Raw genomic sequence first — 21,278 nt, forward strand, 5'->3', positions numbered from 1 at the left:
ACCGCACCACATGTAATGCGGGGATTGCTGGTTCCCCCCTCAGCTTGGAGCCGTCGTGTCCCTGTCCTTCCCTCGTCGTGGGCTGACCGCCCTGGGCGCAGCTGTGCTGGCGCTGACCGCCGCCACCGTGCCCTCAGCCGGCGCTGCCCCCGCACGAACAACTGGTTCTGTTGGTGCGGCCCACACGATCACCTTGATCACCGGCGACAAGGTCTCCGTGACCACTGTCGCCGGCCGCCCGACCGCGACCGTACGCAAGCCGAACGGCACTCCGGCCGGCGCGCACATCATGGCCGTAGGCAACGACCTGTACGTCTACCCGGACGCCGCCCTGCCGTACCTCGCCTCCGGCGTCCTCGACCAGCGCCTCTTCAACGTCACCGAGCTCCTCGCCGACGGGTACGACGATGCGCACAGCGACGGCACGCCGCTGATCGTCTCGTACACCCAGGCGCGCAAGCAGGCGCCACTGGCGGGCGCTCGACAGACGCTGGTCCTCAGCAGCATCCGCGGCGCCGCCGTGACCGCGGAGCACGACCAGGCCACGTCCTTCTGGTCGTCCTTCACCGGCGGCTCTACTTCTGCCAAAGCGGTCCCCAGCGGCATCGCGAAGATCTGGCTGGACGGCAAGGCCAAGGCGAGCCTCGCCGACACCACGGCACAGATCGGCGCACCGGAGGTCTGGCAGGGCGGTGATACCGGTCAGGGCGTGGACGTCGCGGTCCTGGACACCGGCATCGATGCCGCGCACCCCGACTTCGGCGGCCGGATCGTCGCGTCGACCAGTTTCGTCCCCGGTCAGGACGTCACCGATCGCAACGGCCACGGCACCCACGTGGCGTCGACGATCGCCGGCACCGGCGCAGCGTCGAACGGCAAGGAGCAGGGAGTCGCACCGGGCGCCGGCCTGCACATCGGCAAGGTCCTGGGCGACGACGGCAGCGGTCAGGACTCCTGGATCCTCGCCGGCATGGAGTGGGCCGCGCGTGACCAGCACGCCAAGGTGATCAGCATGAGCCTCGGATCCGGCCCGTCGGACGGTACGGACCCGATGAGCCAGGCGGTCAACACGCTGAGCGCGGAGACCGGCGCCCTGTTCGTGATCGCGGCCGGCAACTCGGGCCCGGACCCGTACAGCGTCTCCGCACCAGGTGCGGCGGACGCGGCGCTGACCGTTGGTGCGGTCGACGGTGCGGATCGGCTCGCCAGCTTCTCCAGCCGTGGCCCGCGACTCGGTGACAGTGCGGTCAAGCCCGACCTGACGGCTCCGGGCGTCGGCGTACTCGCGGCTCGGTCGCAGTACTCGCCGGAAGGCGAGGGTGCGTACGTCGCGATGAGTGGAACCTCGATGGCCACTCCGCACGTCGCCGGCGCGGCTGCGTTGCTGGCCCACGCGCACCCTGACTGGTCCGGTCAGCAACTGAAAGATGCGTTGGTCAGCTCGACCAAGACCACGATGCAGTACAGCCCGTTCTCTGCAGGTGCCGGGCGGCTCGACGTGGCCGCTGCGGTGCGCGGCACGCTGTTCTCGTCCGGTTCCGCTTTCGCTGCGGTCAAGTGGCCGTACCCGACGAGCGGACTGGTGCAGAAGGACGTCACGTACACGAACGACGGCGCCGAACCCGTCACGCTGAACCTGTCCCTCAAGAACCAGGGCATCCCCGTCGGTCTGTTCACTCTGACCACTCCGCAGGTGACGGTCCCAGCTCACGGTACGGCGCCTGTCGGTGTGGTCAGTCACCTCGATCTGGCGGCCGACGACGCCGGCTACAGCTCGATGCTCACGGCAACGGATGCTGCCGGAGCAGTCCGCGCTCACACCGCTATTGGCATCAGCAAGCAGAGCCAGCGAGTCAAACTGTCCATCCGCACGAAGGACCCGCATGGTGCGCCGCTGCCCGGTGTCGTCGTACTGAAGGACATCAAGCGGGACGTCGTACCGCAGGTGTTCATGGTGGACGAGAGCGGCAGTCTGGACGTCAACGTGCGTCCGAGTACCTACGCCGGCTGGATGTACGCCGACGTTCGCGGTCTGGACAGTGCGCATTCGCTGGGGCGTGCTGTGATCAGTCAGCCGGAACTGGAGATCACTCAGGACCGGACTGTCACCTTCGACGCGGCCGGGCTGCGCAAGGTCGCTGCGGTCACTCCGCGGCCGACGGACAACACCTACGTTCGCGTCGACCAGTACCGCAGCTACGGCACCCTGCATCGCTTTGTCGACACGTATCAGCTCGAGTGGTGGCTGTACGACTCCCTCTGGGCCACGCCGACTCGCAAGGTGACGCAGGGCTCCTACACGTTCGCCACGCGCTGGCGTCAGGAGCAGCCGGCGCTGACTGTCGGTTCCGTTGACGCCCTCGTTCAGAGCTTCTCACCGAAGCTGCCGGAGGGCATCGGCGTCTCTCCAGTGGTGTACGTCGGTGACGGCGCGGATGTCACGAAGTACAACGTGCGCGGCAAGATCGCAGTTGCCCAACGCAACGACGCCGTACCGCCGACGGAGCAGGCAGCGGTCGCGGCGCGCGCCGGTGCGAAGCTGCTGCTGATCCTGAACGACGGCTACGGTCCGCTGGACGCATGGGCCGATCTACCGATCGAGGACGCGCCGGCGCTGCCAGTGGCGTCGTTGACGACCGACCAGGGGCGGCAGTTGCTCGCACGGAGTCCCAAGCTGCTGAGTGTCGTGTCGCATCCGTACCCGGACTACTTGTACGACCTGGTCCAGCACCACGATGGAGCGGTGCCGAGTGACCCCGGCTACCGGCCTGGTGCGCGGGACCTGGCACGGATCGACGAGTCCTACCGGGACACCAAGCAGGGCGACGCGATCGACATCCGTTTCGACCTGTCGGCCGACCTCACCTGGGCAGTGGGCGCCGCAACAACCACTGTCCCCGCGCAGGGTGACCACACCGCGTGGGTGACTGCCAGTCCGAAGGTGAAGTGGCTCAGCATGGCCGCAGTGCCGGATCTGTCTCAGCAGGGCTCCTCGTTGTCCTACCGAGCAGGCAGCACCACGAAGGAGACCTGGTTCGGCGGTATCCAGCGTCCGAGGTTGCTGAGCGACAGTGCGCTCTCGACTCCGCCCTCACGCGTCGGCGACATCATGAGCGTTTTCACGTTGCCCGGCTGGGCCGACTCCGGTCCACACCAGGGCTTCGTGTACGACGTGGGCGCACCGGTGACCACTGCGCTCTACCAAGGCGACACGCTGCTCGGTGAGGGCGCTGACATGCTCTCTGTCGAGGTGCCTTCGGAGCCTGCGCCGTACCGGCTGGTGGTCGACACCACGCGCGATCTGCCGGGCCGGCCGTACTCGCCACGGACGCACACCGAGTGGGGCTTCACCTCCAGCCAGGCCGACTACGCGAACCTGGAGACGCTGCCGCTGCTCCAACTCGACTACTCGGTCGCAACGGACCTGTCCGGACGGGCGAAGCGCCACACGGACCTCGCGGTGACCGCCTCGCATCTTCCAGGCACTGTAGGGACCGGCAAGGTCAGTACGGCGACTCTGGAGCTGTCGTACGACGACGGCGCGACCTGGCGACCGATCCAGCTGCAGCGCTCGGGAGCCGGTTGGCGGGGCAAGCTCGATGCGCCGACGTCCGCCGAGTACGCGAGTCTGCGAGTCACGGCGCGCGACAGCGCGGGCAACAGCGTGACCCAGACCGTTCAGCGGGCGTTCGGAGTGCGCTAGCTGAGTTTCGGGCGGCGGCGGATCGAGCGGTGGAACGTCGTCGGCGGCTTCCCGCGGGTCGTGGCTCTGGTCGGAACCGGAGCCTCGGCCCGTGGGGTCGCGTCGTAGCGTCCGGCCGCCTCGGTGATCTCACCGGTCGGGTCCAGGACCAGGATGTCGGCCTCGGTCTGCCAGCGCTCGAGCTGCGTGTCCAGTTCCGCCGCGTTCAGGCGGTCGGTCCGCAGTACCTGAGCGGCCTGCGTCCACTCGTCGGTCCCGGGCTTCAGCCGCCGGACCGTGGCCTTCCAGCTCGCCAGCCGGTTGGTGGCCGGCTTCGCGGGTACGACGACGTCGACTGTCGCCGCCGCGGCCAGACCGGGCAGCGGCTGCTCGGCGCTTTCGGATGCGTCCGCGAGCACGACGTACTGACCGTCGACCGTGGCGAACCACGCCGGTGCCGGCCGGCGGCCGTCCCAGGCCAGCCAGACGAGCCCGGCCTTCTTCATCACTCCGGCGATCTCGGCATCCGCGTCCACGCAACCAAGAGTGGCACAGGGTCAGGTTGTGCGTACGGCGCGGTGAATCGGGACACACTCGGCAGTGAAGTGAGCCGGGTCACCGGTGCGGCGGTGGGTGACGCCGTACGCTGCCGGTGACCGGCGAGTAACCGAGTGGAGGTCCCCGATGACGGAACAGGTTTTGCGCAGTCGGCGGTCGTGTCTGGCCACCCCGGGATCGAACCCGCGGTTCCTGACCAAGGCCAAGGGGCTGGACGCGGACCAGGTGTTCCTGGACCTCGAGGACTCCGTCGCGCCGCTCGCCAAGCCGGACGCCCGGAAGAACATCGTCGCCGCACTGAACGAGGGCGGCTGGGGGACCAAGCTGCGGGTCGTCCGGGTGAACGACTGGACCACCGAGTGGACCTACGCCGACGTCATCGAGGTGGTCGGCGGGGCCGGCGCGAACCTCGACTGCATCATGCTGCCGAAGGTGCAGACCGCCGAACAGGTGGTCGCGCTCGACCTGCTGCTCACCCAGTTGGAGAAGGTGCACGGGTACGAGCTCGGCAAGATCGGCATCGAGGCGCAGATCGAGAACGCGCTCGGCCTGACCAATGTGAACGCGATCGCCACCGCGTCGCCGCGGGTCGAGACGATCATCTTCGGCCCGGCGGACTTCATGGCGTCGATCAACATGAAGTCGCTGGTGGTCGGTGAACAGCCGCCCGGGTACGACGTCGGCGACGCGTACCACTACATCCTGATGCAGATCCTGATGGCGGCACGGGCGCATGGCAAGCAGGCCATCGACGGCCCGTACCTGCAGATCAAGGACGTCGACGGGTTCCGCCGGGTCGCGGGCCGCTCGGCCGCGCTCGGCTTCGACGGCAAATGGGTGCTGCACCCTGACCAGATCGCCGCCGCCAACGAGGTCTACTCGCCGCGCCAGGACGACTACGACCACGCCGAGAACATCCTCGACGCCTACGACCACTTCACCTCCGCCGCCGGCGGTGCCCGCGGCGCAGTGATGCTCGGCGACGAGATGATCGACGAGGCCTCCCGCAAGATGGCCCTCGTCATCTCCGCCAAGGGCCGCGCCGCCGGCCTCACCCGCACCGACATCTGGCACCCCCCGGCGGACTGACCCGCCGGGGGAGAGCAGGCCTACCCGACCCTCAGTGCGCCCAGACCTTGTAGATGCGGATGGGCTTGGCGGGTGGGCCGTCCTGGTCGGGGTCGGCGATGCCGGCGGCGACCATGCGGTCGAAGGTGGACATGCCGGCGACGACGTGGCCGAGAACGGTGTAGTCCGGGGGGATGTTCGCGAACGAGTGCACGATGAAGAACTCCGACCCATTGGTCCCCGGGCCCTGGTTGCCGTAGGCAACGGTGCCGCGCGGGTAGGTCTCCTGGCCGGTCACCTCGTCGGGGAACTTGTACCCCGGTCCGCCCTCCTCCTGACGGTAGATGTCGCCGCACTGCAGCACGCCCAGGCGGGCCGAGTTCGTCAGCCGGAAGCACTGGGTGGCGTCGTAGAACCGGCTCTTCACCAGGTGTACGAAGTTGTGTACGCCGCACGGCGCGTTCGCCCGGTCCATCCGGACCACGAACGCTCCGTAGTTGGTCACGAAGGACACGTCGACGGTGCCCTTCGCCCTGGCCTGCGCGGACGGGATCCGGACCGGCTTGGCGGCCGGGTTCTCCGGCGTCGGGGTGAACTCACAGGTCACGACCGGCTTCGGACGGTGTTCAGGGGTGGCGGATGCCGTGGTCGTGGTCAGCGTCGTCGCGACCAGCGTGGCCGCGATCAGGGCGGTGATCGATCGCTTCATGCGACACACCGTAGTACCTCGATCGCGCTCCGCAGAGCTTTCGTGAACCTTTTGGCCAGGACTCGATCCGTCAGCCCAACTTGCCTAAGGTGTTGCGGTCCAATGCGGAAGGTGTGGTGTGTGAACGGCGAGGTACTCGCAGATCGGTACCGGCTGCTGACCCTGTTGGGGAGAGGCGGCGCGGGAGAGGTGTGGCAGGCCGAGGACACGATCCTCGCTCGGCAGGTGGCGGTGAAACTGCTGCGTGGGCTCGACGGCGACCCGGTGGACGCGGTCAACCGGTTCCAGGCGGAGGCGCAGGCCGCTGCCCGGCTGATGCATCCGAACGTGGTCGCGACGTACGACGTCGGCGCCGCCGGGGACCACGTGTTCCTGGTGATGGAGTTGGTGCAAGGCCCGGACCTCGCCCAGCTGATGCGTACGTCGGGACTCCCAACGGCCGACTTGGTCAAGGACATCGCCACGCAAGGCGCGCGGGCCCTCGACGCCGCGCACGAGGCCGGCATCGTGCACCGCGACGTGAAGCCGGGCAACCTGCTGCTCGCCCCCGACGGCACGCTCAAGATCACCGACTTCGGGATCGCCAAGAGCGTCGGCACCGAGACGACCGGACTGGGCGTCCTGCTGGGTACGGCGTCGTACGTGTCGCCGGAGCAGGTCCGTGGCGAGCCGGCCACCGCGGAGAGCGACTGGTACTCCTTCGGCTGCGTCCTGCACGAACTGCTCACCGGTACGCCGCCGTTCACCGGGCCGACCGTGGACGTGGTGATGCGGCAGCACCTGGAGACACCGCCGCCGCCCGTTGTGCGCACCGACGTACCTGAGGAGCTGGCGAACCTCGTCACGCACCTGCTGGCGAAGAACCCGGCAGACCGCCCGTCGTCGGCCGCTGCGGTCACCGCACTGCTCACACCCGCCAACCAGACTCAGGTGTTGTCCTACAGCCCGCTTGCGGCCGCTGAGGTGCTCGGCGTGGGGAGGTGGGAGGAGGAGTCCGACGACGAGGCGCCGCACCACACGCATCGGGCAGAGGCGGGGAGTACGTTCCCGTTCGCCAAGGTGGGTGTGGCTGCAGCCGTAGTGGTCGCAGGTCTCGTGGCGGTGCTGCTGTTGCGGGCAGGTGTGTCGAACGATCCGCCGGCCCAGGCTGGCGGTACGCCGTCAGCGCCGGCGCAGAAGGTGACGGCGGCCCCGAAGACGACTGCGCAGCCGAAGCCGAAGCCGACGCCGACTCCCACGAAGACGACGCCGACGAAGAAGCCGAAGCCCAAGGAGACCCCGCAGAACCCGCAGGCCGCTCTGGTGCAGCAGATGCGGACTCTGGCCGCGCAGGTCCGTGCGACTCAGCAGGACAGCCACAGCAAGGCGCCGCGTGACGCAGCGCGCGAGCTGGACCAGGCCGCGCAGGCGCTGGACCACGGTGACACCAAGTCCGCGGCCGAGCACTTCTACGCGGCACGGCAGCGGCTGGTCGAGGCACAGCAGCGGCACCGGTGGCAGGCGACCGCGCCGATCGCGGCACTGTTCAAGACCGTCGGCGAAGCGCTGCCACGCCCGCAGCACGACAACAACGAGTGAGCCACGCGACCTCCACCAGGTGGTCGGTGTCACAGCGGGTGTCATCTCGTCCCGGGATGCTGGAAGCCGCGATACTCGCGGGTATGCCGGCCGAAGGAGGCGCACGATGAGCAGGTTGCAGCAGACCGACGGGCTGACCGACATCCAGGAGGAGATCCTGAAGACGGTCCGGTCCTTCGTCGAGGCGGAGATCCTCCCGGTCGCCACCGAGCTGGAGCACCGCGACGAGTACCCGACCGAGATCGTCGAGGGCCTCAAGGAGCTCGGCCTGTTCGGGCTGATGATCCCCGAGGAGTACGGCGGCCTCGGCGAATCGCTGCTCACCTACGCACTGTGCGTCGAGGAGATCGCCCGCGGCTGGATGAGCGTCTCCGGCATCATCAACACGCACTTCATCGTCGCGTACATGCTGCTCCAGCACGGCACCGACGAGCAGAAGCGGAAGTACCTGCCGCGGATGGCGACCGGCGAGGTCCGCGGCGCGTTCTCGATGTCCGAGCCGGGCTGTGGGTCCGACGTGTCCGCGATCAAGACCAAGGCCGTTCACGACGGTGACGACTATGTGATCAACGGCCAGAAGATGTGGCTGACCAACGGTGGTTCGTCGACGCTGGTCGCCGTCCTGGTGAAGACCGACGAGGGCCAGGACTCGGTCTACAAGAACATGACCACGTTCCTGGTCGAGAAGGAGCCCGGGTTCGGTGAGGTCGACAAGGGCCTGACGGTGCCGGGGAAGATCGAGAAGATGGGCTACAAGGGCGTCGACACCACCGAGCTGGTGTTCGACGGCTACCGGATCGACGCCGGCCAGATCCTCGGCGGAGTCCCGGGCAAGGGCTTCTACCAGATGATGGACGGCGTCGAGGTCGGCCGGGTGAACGTCGCCGCGCGCGGCTGCGGGGTGGCGCGGCGGGCGTTCGAGCTCGGGATCAGCTACGCCCAGCAGCGCGAGACGTTCGGCAAGAAGATCGCCGACCACCAGGCCGTGCTGTTCCGGCTGGCCGACATGGCGGTCAAGGTCGAGGCCGGCCACGAGCTGATGGTGAAGGCGGCGCGCAAGAAGGACAGCGGTTCCCGCAACGACTTCGAGGCGGGCGTCGCGAAGTACCTGGCGAGTGAGTACTGCGCCCAGGTCGTGGAGGACTCGTTCCGCATCCACGGCGGGTACGGGTACTCCAAGGAGTACGAGATCGAACGCCTGTACCGCGAGGCGCCGATGCTGCTGATCGGTGAAGGGACCGCCGACATCCAGCGGATGATCATCGGCCGCCGCCTGCTGGAGGACTACAAACTCTGAGTGTGTTGCCGGCCGGCGCGCTGGGTCGACGGGCGGGGCGGTGCCAGTCGGCCCAGCGCGTGGCGGGGCAGGGGCCAGGCGGGCGCGGGGGCTAGGCGGGCGCGGGGGCTAGGCGGGCGCCCGGTCCGAAGGTCGGGTGTGTCTAGAGGCAGGGCCCGGGGTGTGTCCCGAGCCGTGGCCGGACAGCAGCCAGATGCCCAGCTGGGTGATCTCGTGGCGTACCGAGGCGCCGGCCCGGCGGGTGGTGATCAGGCCGGCTTCGCGCAGGACCGTCGCCTGGTGGCTGGCGGCGGCCGGGGAGATCTTGCAGCGCCTCGCGAGCTCCGTCGTCGTACAGCCGCTGACGGTCGCTTCCAGCGCGGCCGCCCGGGTGGATCCGAGCAGCGAACCCAGCGGGTCGCTCGACGGAGTCGCGTCCATCGACGCCTGCCGCAGGATCCCGGGCGCATGCTGAATCGGGTAGACCAGGATCGGTTTCAGATCCGGGTCCCGCAGCTTGGTCGGTACCTGCCAGCAGAACGCCGAAGGCTGCAACTCGATTCCCCTGCCATCGAGATACAGATCACGGTCGTTCATGTCCAGCACCTGCAGGACCGGTGCCACCCACCGGACCCGCGGATGCAGCGACGACAACAGCCGGTCCACCCCGTGGCGGGCCAACGCCTCCCCACGATGGGCGTGGTCCGCGGACACATGCGTGCCGATCGACTTCCAGTACGGCGCGATCGCCGCGTCATGGTATGTCCGGATGGCCCGGCCGAGTTTGTGCAGCGACGTCCGGCCACCTTGTGCCAGCTCCCGCGTCCACGGTGACGCCGGACGCCACCGCTGGAGCAGGTCGAGCTGGCTGCGGATCTGCTGCCGCGGTGTCGACAGCGCCTGCTCCAGCGCGGTGTCGAAGTCCGGTGCGGACTCGGCCGGGGTCAGGAAGTCGGGGGAGTAGCCCTTGGACGGCATCAGCTCGAGCAGCAGCCGCATCTGGTCCGGAGCGACCTTGGTGCGCACCTGGCGGCGCCAGTCCTCGAAGATCAGCCGGCCGTCCGAATGCTGCAGCATGTGCAGACTCAGCAGCACCTCCCAGAGCGGGGCCGGCTGCGTTGCCACCGTGACCCGGGTCAGGTCGCGTGGCGTGAAATGAATCCGGAGCACCGCGAACCCCTCCCGTCAGCTGTCGTCACGACATCTCCCCCAGCGGCGCCGGTCGCAGAAAGTGGTCGAAACCTGACCGAACGCGATGCCGGAATTCAACCAAGGCAGCGGAATGGTCCACAACTGTTGGAACATTCCAATCCGCGAGGACTCCCGGCCATGGCAAAAGGTTGCCAGGTCGCCTCGTTACCGGTAGTGGAGAGGTCGGGGCAACGGTACGGAGTACCGGGGTCAGAGCCAGTGGTTGCGCTTGAACAACCGGTACAGCACGACACAGGCGGACGACATCACACCGAGTACGACGAAGTACGCGTACCGCAGGCGCAGTTCCGGCATGTAGTCGAAGTTCATCCCGTAGATCCCGGCGATCATCGTCGGGACGGCGAGGATCGCGACCCAGGCGGAGATCCGGCGCATGTCCTCGTTCTCGGCGACCTGGACCTGGGCGAGGCCGGCCTGCAGGATCGAGCTGAGCAGCTCGTCGAACGAGATCACCTGCTCCTTCACCCGCTGCAAGTGGTCGTCGACGTCCCGGAAGTAGTTGCGGGTCTCCTCGGCGATCATCGGGTGCCGCAACGTGGACAGCGCCCGCATCGGCCCGGTCAGCGGCGCCACGGCCCGTTTCAGCTCGAGTACTTCGCGTTTCAGCTGGTAGACCCGGTCGATCCCGCGCCAGCCCCGCGGGGAGAACATGTCCGTCTCGATCAGGTCGATGTCGGCCTGGACCGCGTCCGCGACCTCCAGGTACCGGTCCACCACGTGGTCGGCGATGGCATGCAGTACGGCGCCTGGGCCGGTGGCGAGCCGGTGTGGCTCCTTCTCCAGCTCCTGACGCAGTCCGGTCAACTCACTGTGTTCACCGTGCCGGACAGTGACGACGAACCCCGGTCCGCAGAACACCATCACCTCACCGGTGGCCACGACTTCACTGGTGGCGGTCAGGTCCCGGTGCGGGACGTACGTGACCGTTTTGAACACGGCGAACAGAGTGTCGCCGTACCGCTCCAGTTTCGGCCGCTGGTGAGCTTTCGCGGCGTCCTCCAGGGCCAGCGGGTGCAGACCGAACTCCTCGCCGACGATGGCGAGCTGATGGGGCGTGGGCTGGAACAGACCGATCCAAACGAACCCCTGTCCGTGGCGGGCCCGGGCCAGGGCCTCGGTGTAGGAGCTGACCCGGTGGTCGCGCTGACCGTCGCGGTACAGCCCCCAGTCGACCAGGGCGCCCTCGAGCTTCCCGGTGACCACCTCGTCCAGAGGGTGTCCGTCAGCGGCGGCGCGCCGGGCGAAGACCTTGCCCATCCGGCGTGTCGCGGCTACTTCCCAGCGTCTGTCCCACCGTCGCCCGGCCATCATCGGCGAGGCTATCAAGCCGGGTAACCAGCCGTCGGCAATGATGGGTGGTGGAAGCACGTGGAGAGGAACGACCATGACCACCCAGGGCATGCCCTCGATGGACCCTCGGCCGACCGGGCTGACGATCGGGACGTACGACACCTACCGGGAGGCACAGCGCGCCGTCGACTACCTCTCGGACGAGAAGTTCCCGGTCGAGCACACGACCATCGTCGGCAACAACCTCCGCCAGGTCGAGAAGATCACCGGCCGGCTGACCTGGGGTCGCGCGCTCACCGCCGGCCTGGCCAGCGGCGCCTGGTTCGGTCTGTTCGTCGGTCTGCTGCTCGGCTGGTTCACCAGCGGCACTTGGATCGCGGCCGTGCTGACCGGTGTGGTGCTCGGCGCGTTCTTCGGACTGGTGTTCGGCGGCCTCAGCTACGCGCAGTCGGCAGGCCGCCGCGACTTCACCTCCCGGACCTCGGTCGTCGCGACGACGTACGACGTCCTGTGCGACTTCAAGTTCGCCGAGGAGGCACGCAACCATCTGGCCAAGCTGGCGCTGAAGGGCGAGGTGCACCCGCGCCTGCCCGAGCAGCCGGCCCAACAGCCGACGCAGCAGGCACCGCTGCAGCGTCCGCAGGACTGAGACTGACGCTGACCGGTGGGTGAGGTGACCTATCTCTCCCACCGGTGAGAGCCAGACCACGGTCCGGATGCGCCCGGACCGGCAGCATGGGGAATCCAGGACCGGAGGAGGAACCGCGATGCAGTTCGGGCGCAGCTACGAGGAGTTCGAGGTCGGTGCGGTCTACAAGCACTGGCCGGGCAAGACGGTGACGGAGTACGACGACCACCTGTTCTGCCTGCTCACGATGAACCACCACCCGCTGCACCTGGACACGCACTACGCGGAGGGGTCCACCCAGTTCGGGAAGAACGTTGTGGTGGGCAATTACATCTACTCGATCCTGCTCGGCATGTCGGTACCGGACGTCAGCGGTAAGGCGATCGCGAACCTGGAGATCGAGTCGCTGCGGCACGTCGCGCCGACCTTCCACGGCGACACGATCTACGGCGAGACCGTCGTCCTCGACAAGTGGGAGTCGAAGTCGAAGGACGACCGCGGCGTCGTCCACGTGGAGACCAAGGGCTACAAGCAGGACGGTACGGTCGTCTGCCTGTTCCGCCGCAAGGTGATGGTCCCGAAGAACAACTACCTGGAGAGCCGGGGCGGGGAACAGCCTGGCCGCCCCACCCCAGCCTCCTAGGTCTTCTAAAGGAAGAGCTCGATCACCGGGACCAGCACGTTCGGGCGCTGGATCGGTAGCTTCAGGGTGAGGGTCTCCGTCGAGACGCCGCCCATCGTGGTGTTCTGGGCCTGCTGGTGCGGGTCGTTGACGATGCGCTTGATCTCGGACGCGTCGTTCAGCAGTTGCGCGTACTTGATCTTGCCCGCCAGCCCCTGCAGGTGGATGTGACCCATCGGCCACGAGAACAGGTGCAGGTACAGCCGATTGCCCTTCTGCGTGAAGCGGCAGTCGACCGGGGCGTCGTACCCCTCGGCCGGCCGCGCCCCGCGGATCGAGCGCTCGTGCTGTCGCATCCACTCACCGATGGAGGCCAGCGTCGCCAGCGCCCGCGGGTCGAACTCACCACGTCCGGTCGGCCCCACGTTCAGCAGCAGGTTGCCGTCCTTGGAGACCGAGTCGACGAGCATCTTGACCAGCGTCTCCGGTGACTTCCAGTCCAGGTTGTCCCGGTCGTAGCCCCAGCTGCCGTTCAGCGTCTGGCACGCCTCCCACAGCACGGGTACGCCGTCACGCTCCATCGGACCGTCCGGCTGGTACTGCTCCGGCGTCACGAAGTCGCCCGCGATGTCCAGCCGGTCGTTGATCAGGATGCCCGGCTGCAGTTCCCGGACCATCGCCATCAGTTCCTCGGAACGCCAGTCGTCCTTGCCCTTGCCGTGACCGTCGCGCCCGTCGTCGTAGTTCCGTCCCGGGTACGAGAAGTCGAACCACATGATGTCGATCGGGCCGTAGTTGCTCAGCAGCTCACGCGTCTGGGCGTGCAGGTAGTCGGCGTACACCTGGACGTCGCGGCCGGCCGCCTTCGCGATCGCTTCCTCGTCGTCGCGCTGCGGGTGCACCAGGTCGATCGGGAACTCGGGGTGGTGCCAGTCGATCAGCGAGTGGTAGAACCCGACCCCGAGCCCCTCGGCCCGGCAGGCCTCGACGAACGGGCCGACCAGGTCCTTGCCCCAGGCGGTCTTCGCGACGGTGTAGTCCGAGACCTCGGAGTCCCACAGGCAGAAGCCCTCGTGGTGCTTGGTCGTGAGTACGGCGTACTTCATGCCGGCCTCGCGCGCCGCCTTGGCCCACGCGCGCGGGTCGTACAGGTCGGGCTCGAAGTGGTCGAAGTACGGCTGGTAGTCCTCGTCGGTCAGCCGTTCGCGGTTCTTCACCCACTCGTGCCGGGCCGGGAGCGAGTACAGGCCCCAGTGGACGAACAGGCCGAACCGCCAGTCGCGGAACTTCTCCACGGAAGCCGCGGGAGGCGTATCAGTCATGGTGTGAATCTCCTTAGGGTTAACGGCCGCCGAGGCCGGTGACGAGCAGGCCACGGACGAGGTGTTTCTGCAACAGGACGACGAGCAGCACGGTCGGGATCATCGCCAGCACCGACGCCGCCATCATCAGGTTCCACTGGGTGCCGGCCTGCCCGCTGAACTGCGCGAGGCCGAGCGGCACGGTGCCCTTGGACTCGACGCTGTTCACGATGATCAGCGGCCACAGGAAGCTGCCCCAGAAGCCGATGAAGGTGAAGACGGTGAGGACGGCGATCGCCGGCCGGGCCAGCGGAAGCATGATCCGGAAGAACGAGCCGAACGGCCCGCAACCGTCCACCCGGGCGGCCTCCTCCAGTTCGCTCGGGACGGTCAGGAAGAACTGCCGGAGCAGGAAGGTGCCGAACGCGGTGAATGCCCACGGCAGGATCAGCGCCCAGTAGCTGTCGACCCAGCCGAGCGACTGCATCAGCCAGTACATCGGGACGATCAGCACCTCCTGCGGCACCATCAGGGTGCCCAGGAACAGCACGAACAGCGACTCCCGGCCGCGGAACTTCAGTCGCGCGAAAGCGTACGCCGACAGACTCGAGGCAGTGACCACCACCAGGGTTCCGGCCACTGCGACGAACGCGCTGTTCAGGAAGTACCGGCCGAACGGCGCGTACGAGAAGGCGTCCTTGTAGTTCGACCACTGGATCTTGGAGCCGAACAGGTGCGGGGTCGCGGTGAACACCTCGTCCGCGGGCTTCAGCGAGGTGGACACGGCCCACACCAGCGGCACCAGGAACAGCAGCGCGACGATCACCAACAGGACATGGGACACGCCGTTGCGGACCCGGCGGCCGACGACGGTCACGGTCTCAGACGTCATAGTTCACCCACTTGCGCTGACCCACGAACTGGATCGCGGTGATGGCCATGATGATCACGAACAGCACCCAGCCGGCCGCCGACGCCAGGCCCATGGTGAGGAACTGCCAGCCCTGGTTGTACACGTACATCACGATCGTCTGGGTGGACACGCCCGGACCGCCCTGGGTCAGCAGGAACGGTTGTGCGAACACCTGGAACGACGTGATCAGCGTCATCGTGGTGGCGAAGAAGACCGACGGCGTGATCATCGGCCAGACGACGTACTTGAACCGGGCCAGCGGACCCGCACCGTCGATCTGCGCGGACTCCAGCTGCGACTGCGGCACCTGGTCGAGCGCGGCGGAGAAGACCAGGAAGTTGTACCCGAATCCCTGCCACACCGACATCGCCACGATCGCCGGCATCGCCCAGGTGGACGAGCCGAGGAAGTTCGGCGCGTTGATCCCGAACCAGCTCTGCAGCCCGCTGTCGATCAGGCCACCGGGCTGGAACATCAGCCGCCAGACCATCACGTTGGCCACCATCGGCGTCATCACCGGGATGAAGAACAGCACCCGGAACGCCTGCCGGCCCTTGATCTTCGGGCCGACCCACATGGCGAGGCCGAGCGAGACGACCACGTTCAGCGGGACGTACAGCACCACGAACAGCACGGTGTTCAGCACCACCCGGCGGAACACCGGGTCGTGCAGCAGATGCGTGTAGTTGTCCAGGCCGAGGAACGTGCGGGTGCCGAACACCGGCCAGTCGAACAGGCTGATCGCGAGCGCCATCGCGGTCGGGAAGAGCGTGAACAGGAGCAGGCCGCCGAGACTCGGTGCCAGGAAGATCCCGGCGTACCGGCCGTCCCTGCGGAGCGCGGGCCGGCGCCCCGCCCGGGCCACCTTCTGTGGTGGTCCGGCCGGGGCGACGGTGGTGGTGTCGGTCGCCATCAGGACCCAGCGCCCGCCTGGTCCTGGATGGTCTTCAGTGCCTGATCCGGTGGGATCTCGCCGTTCAGCGCCTGGGTGCCGAACCGGCTGAGCAGGTCGGCGACCTGCACCCAGTTCTTCGAGGTGGTCAGGGCGACCGAGTTCTGCGACGCGTAGTCGATGACCTCCTTGGCCTCCGGGATCTTCGCGGCGGTGAACCAGGCCGGGTGCGCGGCGGTCCGGGCCGGGTACGCGCGACCGGCGGCGGCCAGCGTGGTCAGCGGCTTCTCACCCGTCATCGACTGGATCGCCTGGAACGCGGCGTCCGGCGTCTTGCAGGACCGGGAGATCCCGAAGCCCGAACCGGCGGTGAAGGTCTTGGAACCGTCCGCACCCGCCGGGATCGGCGCGATGCCGAGGTTGAACTTGACCTTGCCCATGGTGTCGATCAGCGACCAGGGACCGTTCAGCTGCATCGCCGACTTGCCGGAGACGAACTGGGTGGTCTCGAAGTCGCCGTTGCCGGCCGGCACCTGCGGCGCGATCTTGTCGGTGCGGACGAAGTCCGTGTAGCCCTTGAACCCCTCCTCGAACTTCGGGTCGGTGAGGTTCAGCTTGCCGTCGGCCAGCGGCTCCGCCCCGGTCTGGGTCCGGACCCAGGACGCCACACCGAGGTCACCAGGAGAGGTCACCAGTCCGGTCTTGCCGGCCGCGGTGAGTTTCTTCGCGGCGGCCTTGAACTCGTCCATCGTCCAGCCCGGCTTCGGGTCGGCGATCCCGGCGGCCTTGAACATGTCCTTGTTGTAGAAGACCACCATCGGACCGGAGTCGTACGGGATCGCGATCTGTTTCCCGTCCGATTTCAGGCCGTCCATGATCGGTTTGTCGAAGTCCTCCGACTTCAGCCCGTACTTCTTCATCAGATCGTCGAGCGGCAGCAGCGCGTTCGCGTACGACGCGAGTCGCAGCGACTGCATGCCGATGATGCAGGGGGCCTTGCCGCTGGCCAGCAGGGTGCCGATCTTGGACCAGTAGTTGTTCCAGTCGGTGCCCTGGAGTTTGACCGTGATGCCGGAGTGGTCGGTGTGCGCCTGGTCGGCGACTTTCTGCCAGGCTGCCTGGTCCTCGGTCCCACCGATCCAGAACTGCCAGGTCAGATCGGCCTTGTCGGCCGAACCGGACCCGCCGCTGCTACTGCCGCCGTTGCCGCCGCCACAAGCGGCGACGGCCGTGAGCGCGAGCACCGCGCAGGTTGCGGTGATCCAGCGGCGCGCCCTCGCTGGTGTTCCTCTCATCCTGACCTCCAAGGAGAGCTCTGATTCATCCGATCAATATGCCGTGATCTTGACGAGAGTCAACAGCTCGTGGCCTTATTTTAGGAGAGAAAATCAGTCGCTGAGCCCTAGCGCAGTACCCAGACCTCCGATGTATGGTCCAAAGACATCGGAGGTTTCGGGGCGGAGGAGGGAGGGGCCGGATGGCGGTCACCGACGAGGCGATCGACCGGATCAAGCAGATGATCGTGGCCGGGGAACTGCGGCCCGGCGACCGGCTGCCGCGCGAGGCCGACCTGGCCGCGCGGCTCGGGCTGTCCCGCAACTCGCTGCGCGAGGCGGTCAAGGCGCTGGCGCTGATCCGGGTGCTCGAGGTCCGGCAGGGTGACGGCACGTACGTGACCAGCCTGGACCCGGCGCTGCTGATGGAGACGATGGGGTTCGTCCTCGACCTGCATCAGGACGCGTCGGTCCTGGAGTTCTTCGAGGTACGGCGGATTCTCGAGCCGGCCGCCGCGGCCCGGGCGGCCATGCGGATGCCGGACGCGGAGATCACCGCGATGCGGGCGCTGCTCGACGACCTCGGGCCGGACCCGTCAGCCGACGAGCAGCTCGCCAGCGATGTGGAGTTCCACCGGTTGCTCGCGATCGGCAGTGGCAACCGGACGCTGGCCTCGATCATCGAGAGCCTGCGGCAGCCGACCTACCGGGCCCGGATCTGGCGCGGTCTGACCCAGACGGGCGCGGTGAACCGCTCGGTGGCGGAACACCGCGCCATCATGGACGCGATCGCCGCCCGCGAACCCGAGGTCGCCCAGGCCTGGGCGACCGTGCACATTGCGGGCGTCGAACGCTGGATCAACGAGGCGATCAACCTCGATGGGGAAGTAGCTCCACTAGCACCGCGGACGGCATCGGCAGCGTCAGTTCGACCGCTGAACCGTTCCACTCGAGTGGGGTACTGACCAGCTGACTACGCTCGCGCAACTCGGCCAGCTGTTCGTCGGTCGGCCAGTCGCCGAGCCCTGCCGCGGCCTCGGCGATGTCGCCGGCGCCGATGGCGAGAGTGGTCGCGGTGGCCTGCCAGGACGGATCGATGCCGGGAAGCCGGACCTGAACCGTTCTGGTCAGGTCCGGTTCCCCCGCTGCCTTGGTCTGGTCGAGCGTCAGATTCCACACCAGTACGGCGACCCGGTCGCGATCCCGTGACGCCCAGGCCTCGACCAGGCTGCCGCCACCGTCGCCGGTGAGCGTCACCGGCAGCTCCACCGGCCCGAGCCGGCTCAGCAGTGTCAACGCGTGGTACCGCGGCTTCGGCAGCCCGCCGACCGTCTGCAGCCCGAACCCGCCGTGCAGGAACCGCGGCGGCCGGCCGAGCTCCTCGAAATGGTCCGACGCGACCCAGTACGAGAGTGCGTCGATCCGCCCGGCCGCGGACCGCATCCCGCGGAGCAGGAACACTCCCGCGAACACCGAGTCGTTGATCGGGTTGAAGTGCGTCGGTGTCACGCCCCATTCGGTCCACAGGATCCGCGCGTCGCCGTACCCGTGCCGTTCCAGCGATGCGCGGACGTCGAGCGGCGGTGATCCGTAGGTGTGCGTGGAGACGAAGTCCACCGGCGTACCGGATCGTTTGGCGTGGACGAGCAGGTCGTCGACCCAGCCGGCCGCGGCCGACGACGGGCCGCCGACCGCGAGCCGCGGGTCGACCGACTTCACGGCCGCCGCGGACGCGTCGTACAGCTGGAACCATTCCTCCTTGGTGCCGGACCAGAAGACCTCGAGGTTCGCCTCGTTCCAGACCTCGAAGTCCCAGGTCAGCACCTCGTCCAGGCCGTACCGGTCGACCAGGTGCTGTACCAGCGCCTGCACCAGGTCGTGCCAGGCCTGGTACGACGCGGGCGGTGAGATGATCGCGCCGTACTCGAAGACCGTCTTGGACGGATCGCTCGCCAGTTCGCGCGGCATGAAGCCGAGCTCGACGACCGGCCGCAGCCCCATCCCGAGCAGCTTGTCGTAGATCGCGTCCACGACACTGAAGTCGTAGGAGGCACCCGCAATCACGTGCGTGTCGTCGTGGAAGATCGCGTGCGCCCGCACCGTCCGGACGCCGAGCTCGTCGTGCATCCGGCGTAGCGCGTCCTCGAGCTCGGGACCGATCTCGTGGCCGCCGGTGCGGTCCTTGCAGAGCAGCTGACTGAGCCGCTCGCTACCCACCATCGGGACCCACGGCGTGGCCAGCTCAGTGCCCTCGGCGACCACGTCGACGGTCACCTCGACTCCCGGAACCGTGCCGTCGGCAACCAGGGGTACGGCGCCGACGGTGCTGCTCGGCCGCCCGTTCAGCACCGTCACCTCCGGCACGCTCACCACCGCGTAGCGGTACGGCGTGCCGGGGGTGCAGGTGGTGTCGACGTACGGGGGCGCCGGGATCGAGAGGATGTCCCCGCTGTGATGATCGACCGGTTCCAGCGGGCCGTGCTCGCCGGCGCCGCGCAGGATCAGGTAGCCGGCCGCGCCGTCCACCGGTGACCAGTCGATCGTGACCTGACCGGTGCCGCCCACCGCCGTCACCTGCTTCGGCGGATCGAGGTCGGGGAACGCGAACTCGCGCTCCTCGTCGCTGCGCCGGGCGATGCGGGCGTCCCAGTCGGTCTTGGCGTCCTGTTGCATGTAGATGTCTCCGTTACTCGAGGCCGGACCCGAACTGCTCCATCGCGATCAGCGGCCGGATCCGTTCCTCGACCGTGCGGCTCGCGAAGTTGCGCCGGACCAGGTCGTTGCCGAACACGTTGCCGATGGCACCCATCACCATCGCCTGGTCGAGGGACAGGTACCGCTTGGCGATCAGGCCGGACTTCACCGCGACCGAGTCGTAGAACCCGCCGGCGCCGTACGCGTGCAGCGTGTTCTCGATCCTGGCCAGGTTGTCGATCGCCTGCCGCGGCGCGTAGGACATCGCCAGGAACGCCGCGTGCGGGGTGACCACACCGTCGCCGTACGTCGGGTTCGGGTTGGTGCCCTCGCGGCAACCCTCGAAGCCGGCGTCGTAGTTCGTGCCCTCGAGGTCGGACGGGTAGCCACCCGGGTCCATCCCGATCGCCTCGACGCCGTAGACGGAGTACCCGCCCTTGGGGTTCGAGGCGGGGGAGAAGCCCCAGTAGCCGTACTTCGCGTCGTCCAGGCCGTGCTCGATGTGCGCGCGGACCGTGAGCGGGTGGTTGAGGCCCCAGCTGCGCGGCGCCCAGGTCGCCTCGGGGACGAACAGGTCCGGCATCAGCGACTCGAACATGTCGCCGCCCCAGGACGGGACCAGCCGCATCCCGCGGTACTCGTACGTCCCCTCGAGGACATCCAGACCGAGGTACGTCCGGTGCACGCCCTTCGGCTTCTGCTCGACCCACGACCAGTCACAGCTGTCCGGGAAGGTCCGGTACGTCGCGAAGTACTGCGTGTGCGGGACCTGACCGAGCGCGAAGCCGACGTACCCGGCGATCCGGGCCTCGGTGTTGCAGGTGTCGTAGTGGAACTTGCGGTAGTACACGTCCGGGCCGACGCCGGCGTGGTTGCCCTTGTCGGTCTCCTCGTCCGGCGGCGGGGTCTCGAAGAAACCGCCGCGCATCAGTCCGCCGGGACGGGCGGCCGGGTTGTAGTAGAACGCGAAGTTCATCTTGTTCAGCAGGGCGTCCGCGAGGGCGCGGGCGCGCGGCTCGGCGTTCCGCACCACCATCAGCGCGCAGGCGAACCAGGCGTTGTCGACGCTCGACACGAACGGCGTGATCGGCCGGGTGCCGTCGGGGTCGACGCGCCGGACCTCGCCGGTCGCCTCGTCGTACCAGTTGAAGTACATGCCGCTCGGCTCGTGGTGGACGACGTTCTGCATCGTCGTCAGCGTCTGCGTGACGCGGCGCAGCGACTCCTGCGGCGAGATGATGCCGAGGTGCTTGGCGACCACCGTGCTCCACAGGTAGCCGCCGATGTTGGTGGGGGAGGTGTAGTTGCTGCGGACCGGGTTCGTCACGGACTCGCCGATGTTGTCGGCGGGCAGGCCGGTCTTCTCGTCGGTCATCGCGACCAGGCTGCGCCAGGTGTCGCGAGCCCACCGGCCCACGAGCGCCTTGTCCGCGCGGCTCGGCGTCCAGCCGGCCTTCAGAAGGTCTGCTGGTGTGGAGGTTCCACCGAAAGCGGGAGCGGCACTCCCGACGGCACCCCCCACGACACTGGCGGCGGTTCCGGCGGCTAACAGGGTACGGCGACTGATGATGGCGGTCATCG

General features: G+C 68.0%; 17 protein-coding genes. 7 read left to right on the plus strand and 10 right to left on the minus strand.

What is annotated here, in order from left to right:
- Positions 1 to 55 precede the first annotated feature (55 nt).
- Positions 56 to 3,703: a S8 family serine peptidase gene (locus AC0662_RS36650; protein ID WP_478306420.1), complete on the plus strand. Its 3,648-nt coding sequence runs from the start codon at positions 56 to 58 to the stop codon at positions 3,701 to 3,703.
- On the opposite strand, the gene AC0662_RS36655 is transcribed toward AC0662_RS36650, so the two are convergent.
- Positions 3,700 to 4,218 carry a hypothetical protein gene (locus AC0662_RS36655; RefSeq protein ID WP_452202668.1) on the minus strand — a complete coding sequence of 173 codons (519 nt, stop codon included), beginning with the start codon at positions 4,216 to 4,218 and terminating at the stop codon, positions 3,700 to 3,702. The two genes, AC0662_RS36650 and AC0662_RS36655, sit on opposite strands and share 4 nt — an antisense overlap.
- Before the next feature lie 148 nt (positions 4,219 to 4,366).
- Here AC0662_RS36655 and AC0662_RS36660 point away from each other — a divergent pair, with 148 nt between their 5' ends.
- Positions 4,367 to 5,329: an HpcH/HpaI aldolase/citrate lyase family protein gene (locus AC0662_RS36660; protein ID WP_478306422.1), complete on the plus strand. Its 963-nt coding sequence runs from the start codon at positions 4,367 to 4,369 to the stop codon at positions 5,327 to 5,329.
- A gap of 31 nt (positions 5,330 to 5,360) precedes the next feature.
- On the opposite strand, the gene AC0662_RS36665 is transcribed toward AC0662_RS36660, so the two are convergent.
- The gene (locus AC0662_RS36665) at positions 5,361 to 6,017 is read right to left on the minus strand and encodes a peptidylprolyl isomerase (protein WP_452202672.1); all 657 of its coding nucleotides are present in this window, start codon (positions 6,015 to 6,017) and stop codon (positions 5,361 to 5,363) included.
- A gap of 120 nt (positions 6,018 to 6,137) precedes the next feature.
- Here AC0662_RS36665 and AC0662_RS36670 point away from each other — a divergent pair, with 120 nt between their 5' ends.
- Together AC0662_RS36670 and AC0662_RS36675 are read left to right on the plus strand one after the other, a co-directional pair.
- Complete coding sequence (locus AC0662_RS36670; RefSeq protein WP_478306424.1) at positions 6,138 to 7,595, plus strand: serine/threonine-protein kinase; 1,458 nt, start codon at positions 6,138 to 6,140, stop codon at positions 7,593 to 7,595.
- Between the two features lie 106 nt (positions 7,596 to 7,701).
- A complete protein-coding gene (locus AC0662_RS36675) occupies positions 7,702 to 8,892 on the plus strand; it encodes an acyl-CoA dehydrogenase family protein (protein ID WP_478306426.1) in 1,191 nt (396 codons plus the stop codon).
- A gap of 108 nt (positions 8,893 to 9,000) precedes the next feature.
- Here AC0662_RS36675 and AC0662_RS36680 read toward each other — a convergent pair whose 3' ends face one another.
- A complete protein-coding gene (locus AC0662_RS36680; protein WP_478306428.1) occupies positions 9,001 to 10,041 on the minus strand; it encodes an ArsR/SmtB family transcription factor in 1,041 nt (346 codons plus the stop codon).
- A gap of 231 nt (positions 10,042 to 10,272) precedes the next feature.
- On the minus strand, positions 10,273 to 11,391 hold the full coding sequence (locus AC0662_RS36685) for a magnesium and cobalt transport protein CorA (RefSeq protein ID WP_478306430.1): 1,119 nt from the start codon (positions 11,389 to 11,391) through the stop codon (positions 10,273 to 10,275).
- A 76-nt stretch (positions 11,392 to 11,467) separates the two neighbouring features.
- Here AC0662_RS36685 and AC0662_RS36690 point away from each other — a divergent pair, with 76 nt between their 5' ends.
- Both AC0662_RS36690 and AC0662_RS36695 read left to right on the plus strand, forming a co-directional pair.
- Entirely contained in the window at positions 11,468 to 12,022 is a 555-nt protein-coding gene (locus tag AC0662_RS36690; protein ID WP_452202682.1) for a YflT domain-containing protein, read from the plus strand.
- Positions 12,023 to 12,140: 118 nt separating this feature from the next.
- Complete coding sequence (locus AC0662_RS36695; protein ID WP_452202684.1) at positions 12,141 to 12,644, plus strand: MaoC family dehydratase; 504 nt, start codon at positions 12,141 to 12,143, stop codon at positions 12,642 to 12,644.
- 5 nt (positions 12,645 to 12,649) lie between these two features.
- Here the strand turns inward: AC0662_RS36695 and AC0662_RS36700 are convergent, their stop codons facing one another.
- From AC0662_RS36700 to AC0662_RS36715, 4 genes are read right to left on the minus strand one after another with little or no spacing between them, the layout of a single operon-like run.
- Positions 12,650 to 13,945 carry an alpha-L-fucosidase gene (locus AC0662_RS36700; RefSeq protein ID WP_452202686.1) on the minus strand — a complete coding sequence of 432 codons (1,296 nt, stop codon included), beginning with the start codon at positions 13,943 to 13,945 and terminating at the stop codon, positions 12,650 to 12,652.
- A gap of 19 nt (positions 13,946 to 13,964) precedes the next feature.
- A complete protein-coding gene (locus tag AC0662_RS36705; protein WP_452202688.1) occupies positions 13,965 to 14,816 on the minus strand; it encodes a carbohydrate ABC transporter permease in 852 nt (283 codons plus the stop codon).
- Positions 14,806 to 15,750 carry a carbohydrate ABC transporter permease gene (locus AC0662_RS36710; RefSeq protein WP_452202690.1) on the minus strand — a complete coding sequence of 315 codons (945 nt, stop codon included), beginning with the start codon at positions 15,748 to 15,750 and terminating at the stop codon, positions 14,806 to 14,808. The genes AC0662_RS36705 and AC0662_RS36710 overlap by 11 nt, the downstream gene beginning before the upstream one ends.
- The gene (locus AC0662_RS36715) at positions 15,750 to 17,024 is read right to left on the minus strand and encodes an ABC transporter substrate-binding protein (protein ID WP_452202691.1); all 1,275 of its coding nucleotides are present in this window, start codon (positions 17,022 to 17,024) and stop codon (positions 15,750 to 15,752) included. The genes AC0662_RS36710 and AC0662_RS36715 overlap by 1 nt, the downstream gene beginning before the upstream one ends.
- 182 nt (positions 17,025 to 17,206) lie before the next feature.
- Between AC0662_RS36715 and AC0662_RS36720 the strand changes: the two genes are divergently transcribed.
- Positions 17,207 to 17,968 carry a FadR/GntR family transcriptional regulator gene (locus tag AC0662_RS36720; protein ID WP_452202693.1) on the plus strand — a complete coding sequence of 254 codons (762 nt, stop codon included), beginning with the start codon at positions 17,207 to 17,209 and terminating at the stop codon, positions 17,966 to 17,968.
- Here the strand turns inward: AC0662_RS36720 and AC0662_RS36725 are convergent.
- On the minus strand, positions 17,874 to 19,676 hold the full coding sequence (locus tag AC0662_RS36725) for a GH39 family glycosyl hydrolase (protein WP_478306433.1): 1,803 nt from the start codon (positions 19,674 to 19,676) through the stop codon (positions 17,874 to 17,876). The genes AC0662_RS36720 and AC0662_RS36725 overlap by 95 nt on opposite strands.
- A gap of 13 nt (positions 19,677 to 19,689) precedes the next feature.
- Positions 19,690 to 21,276: a glucoamylase family protein gene (locus AC0662_RS36730; protein ID WP_478306435.1), complete on the minus strand. Its 1,587-nt coding sequence runs from the start codon at positions 21,274 to 21,276 to the stop codon at positions 19,690 to 19,692.
- Positions 21,277 to 21,278: the final 2 nt, after the last annotated feature.

The organism is Kribbella sp. NPDC043289, from assembly GCF_056436705.1.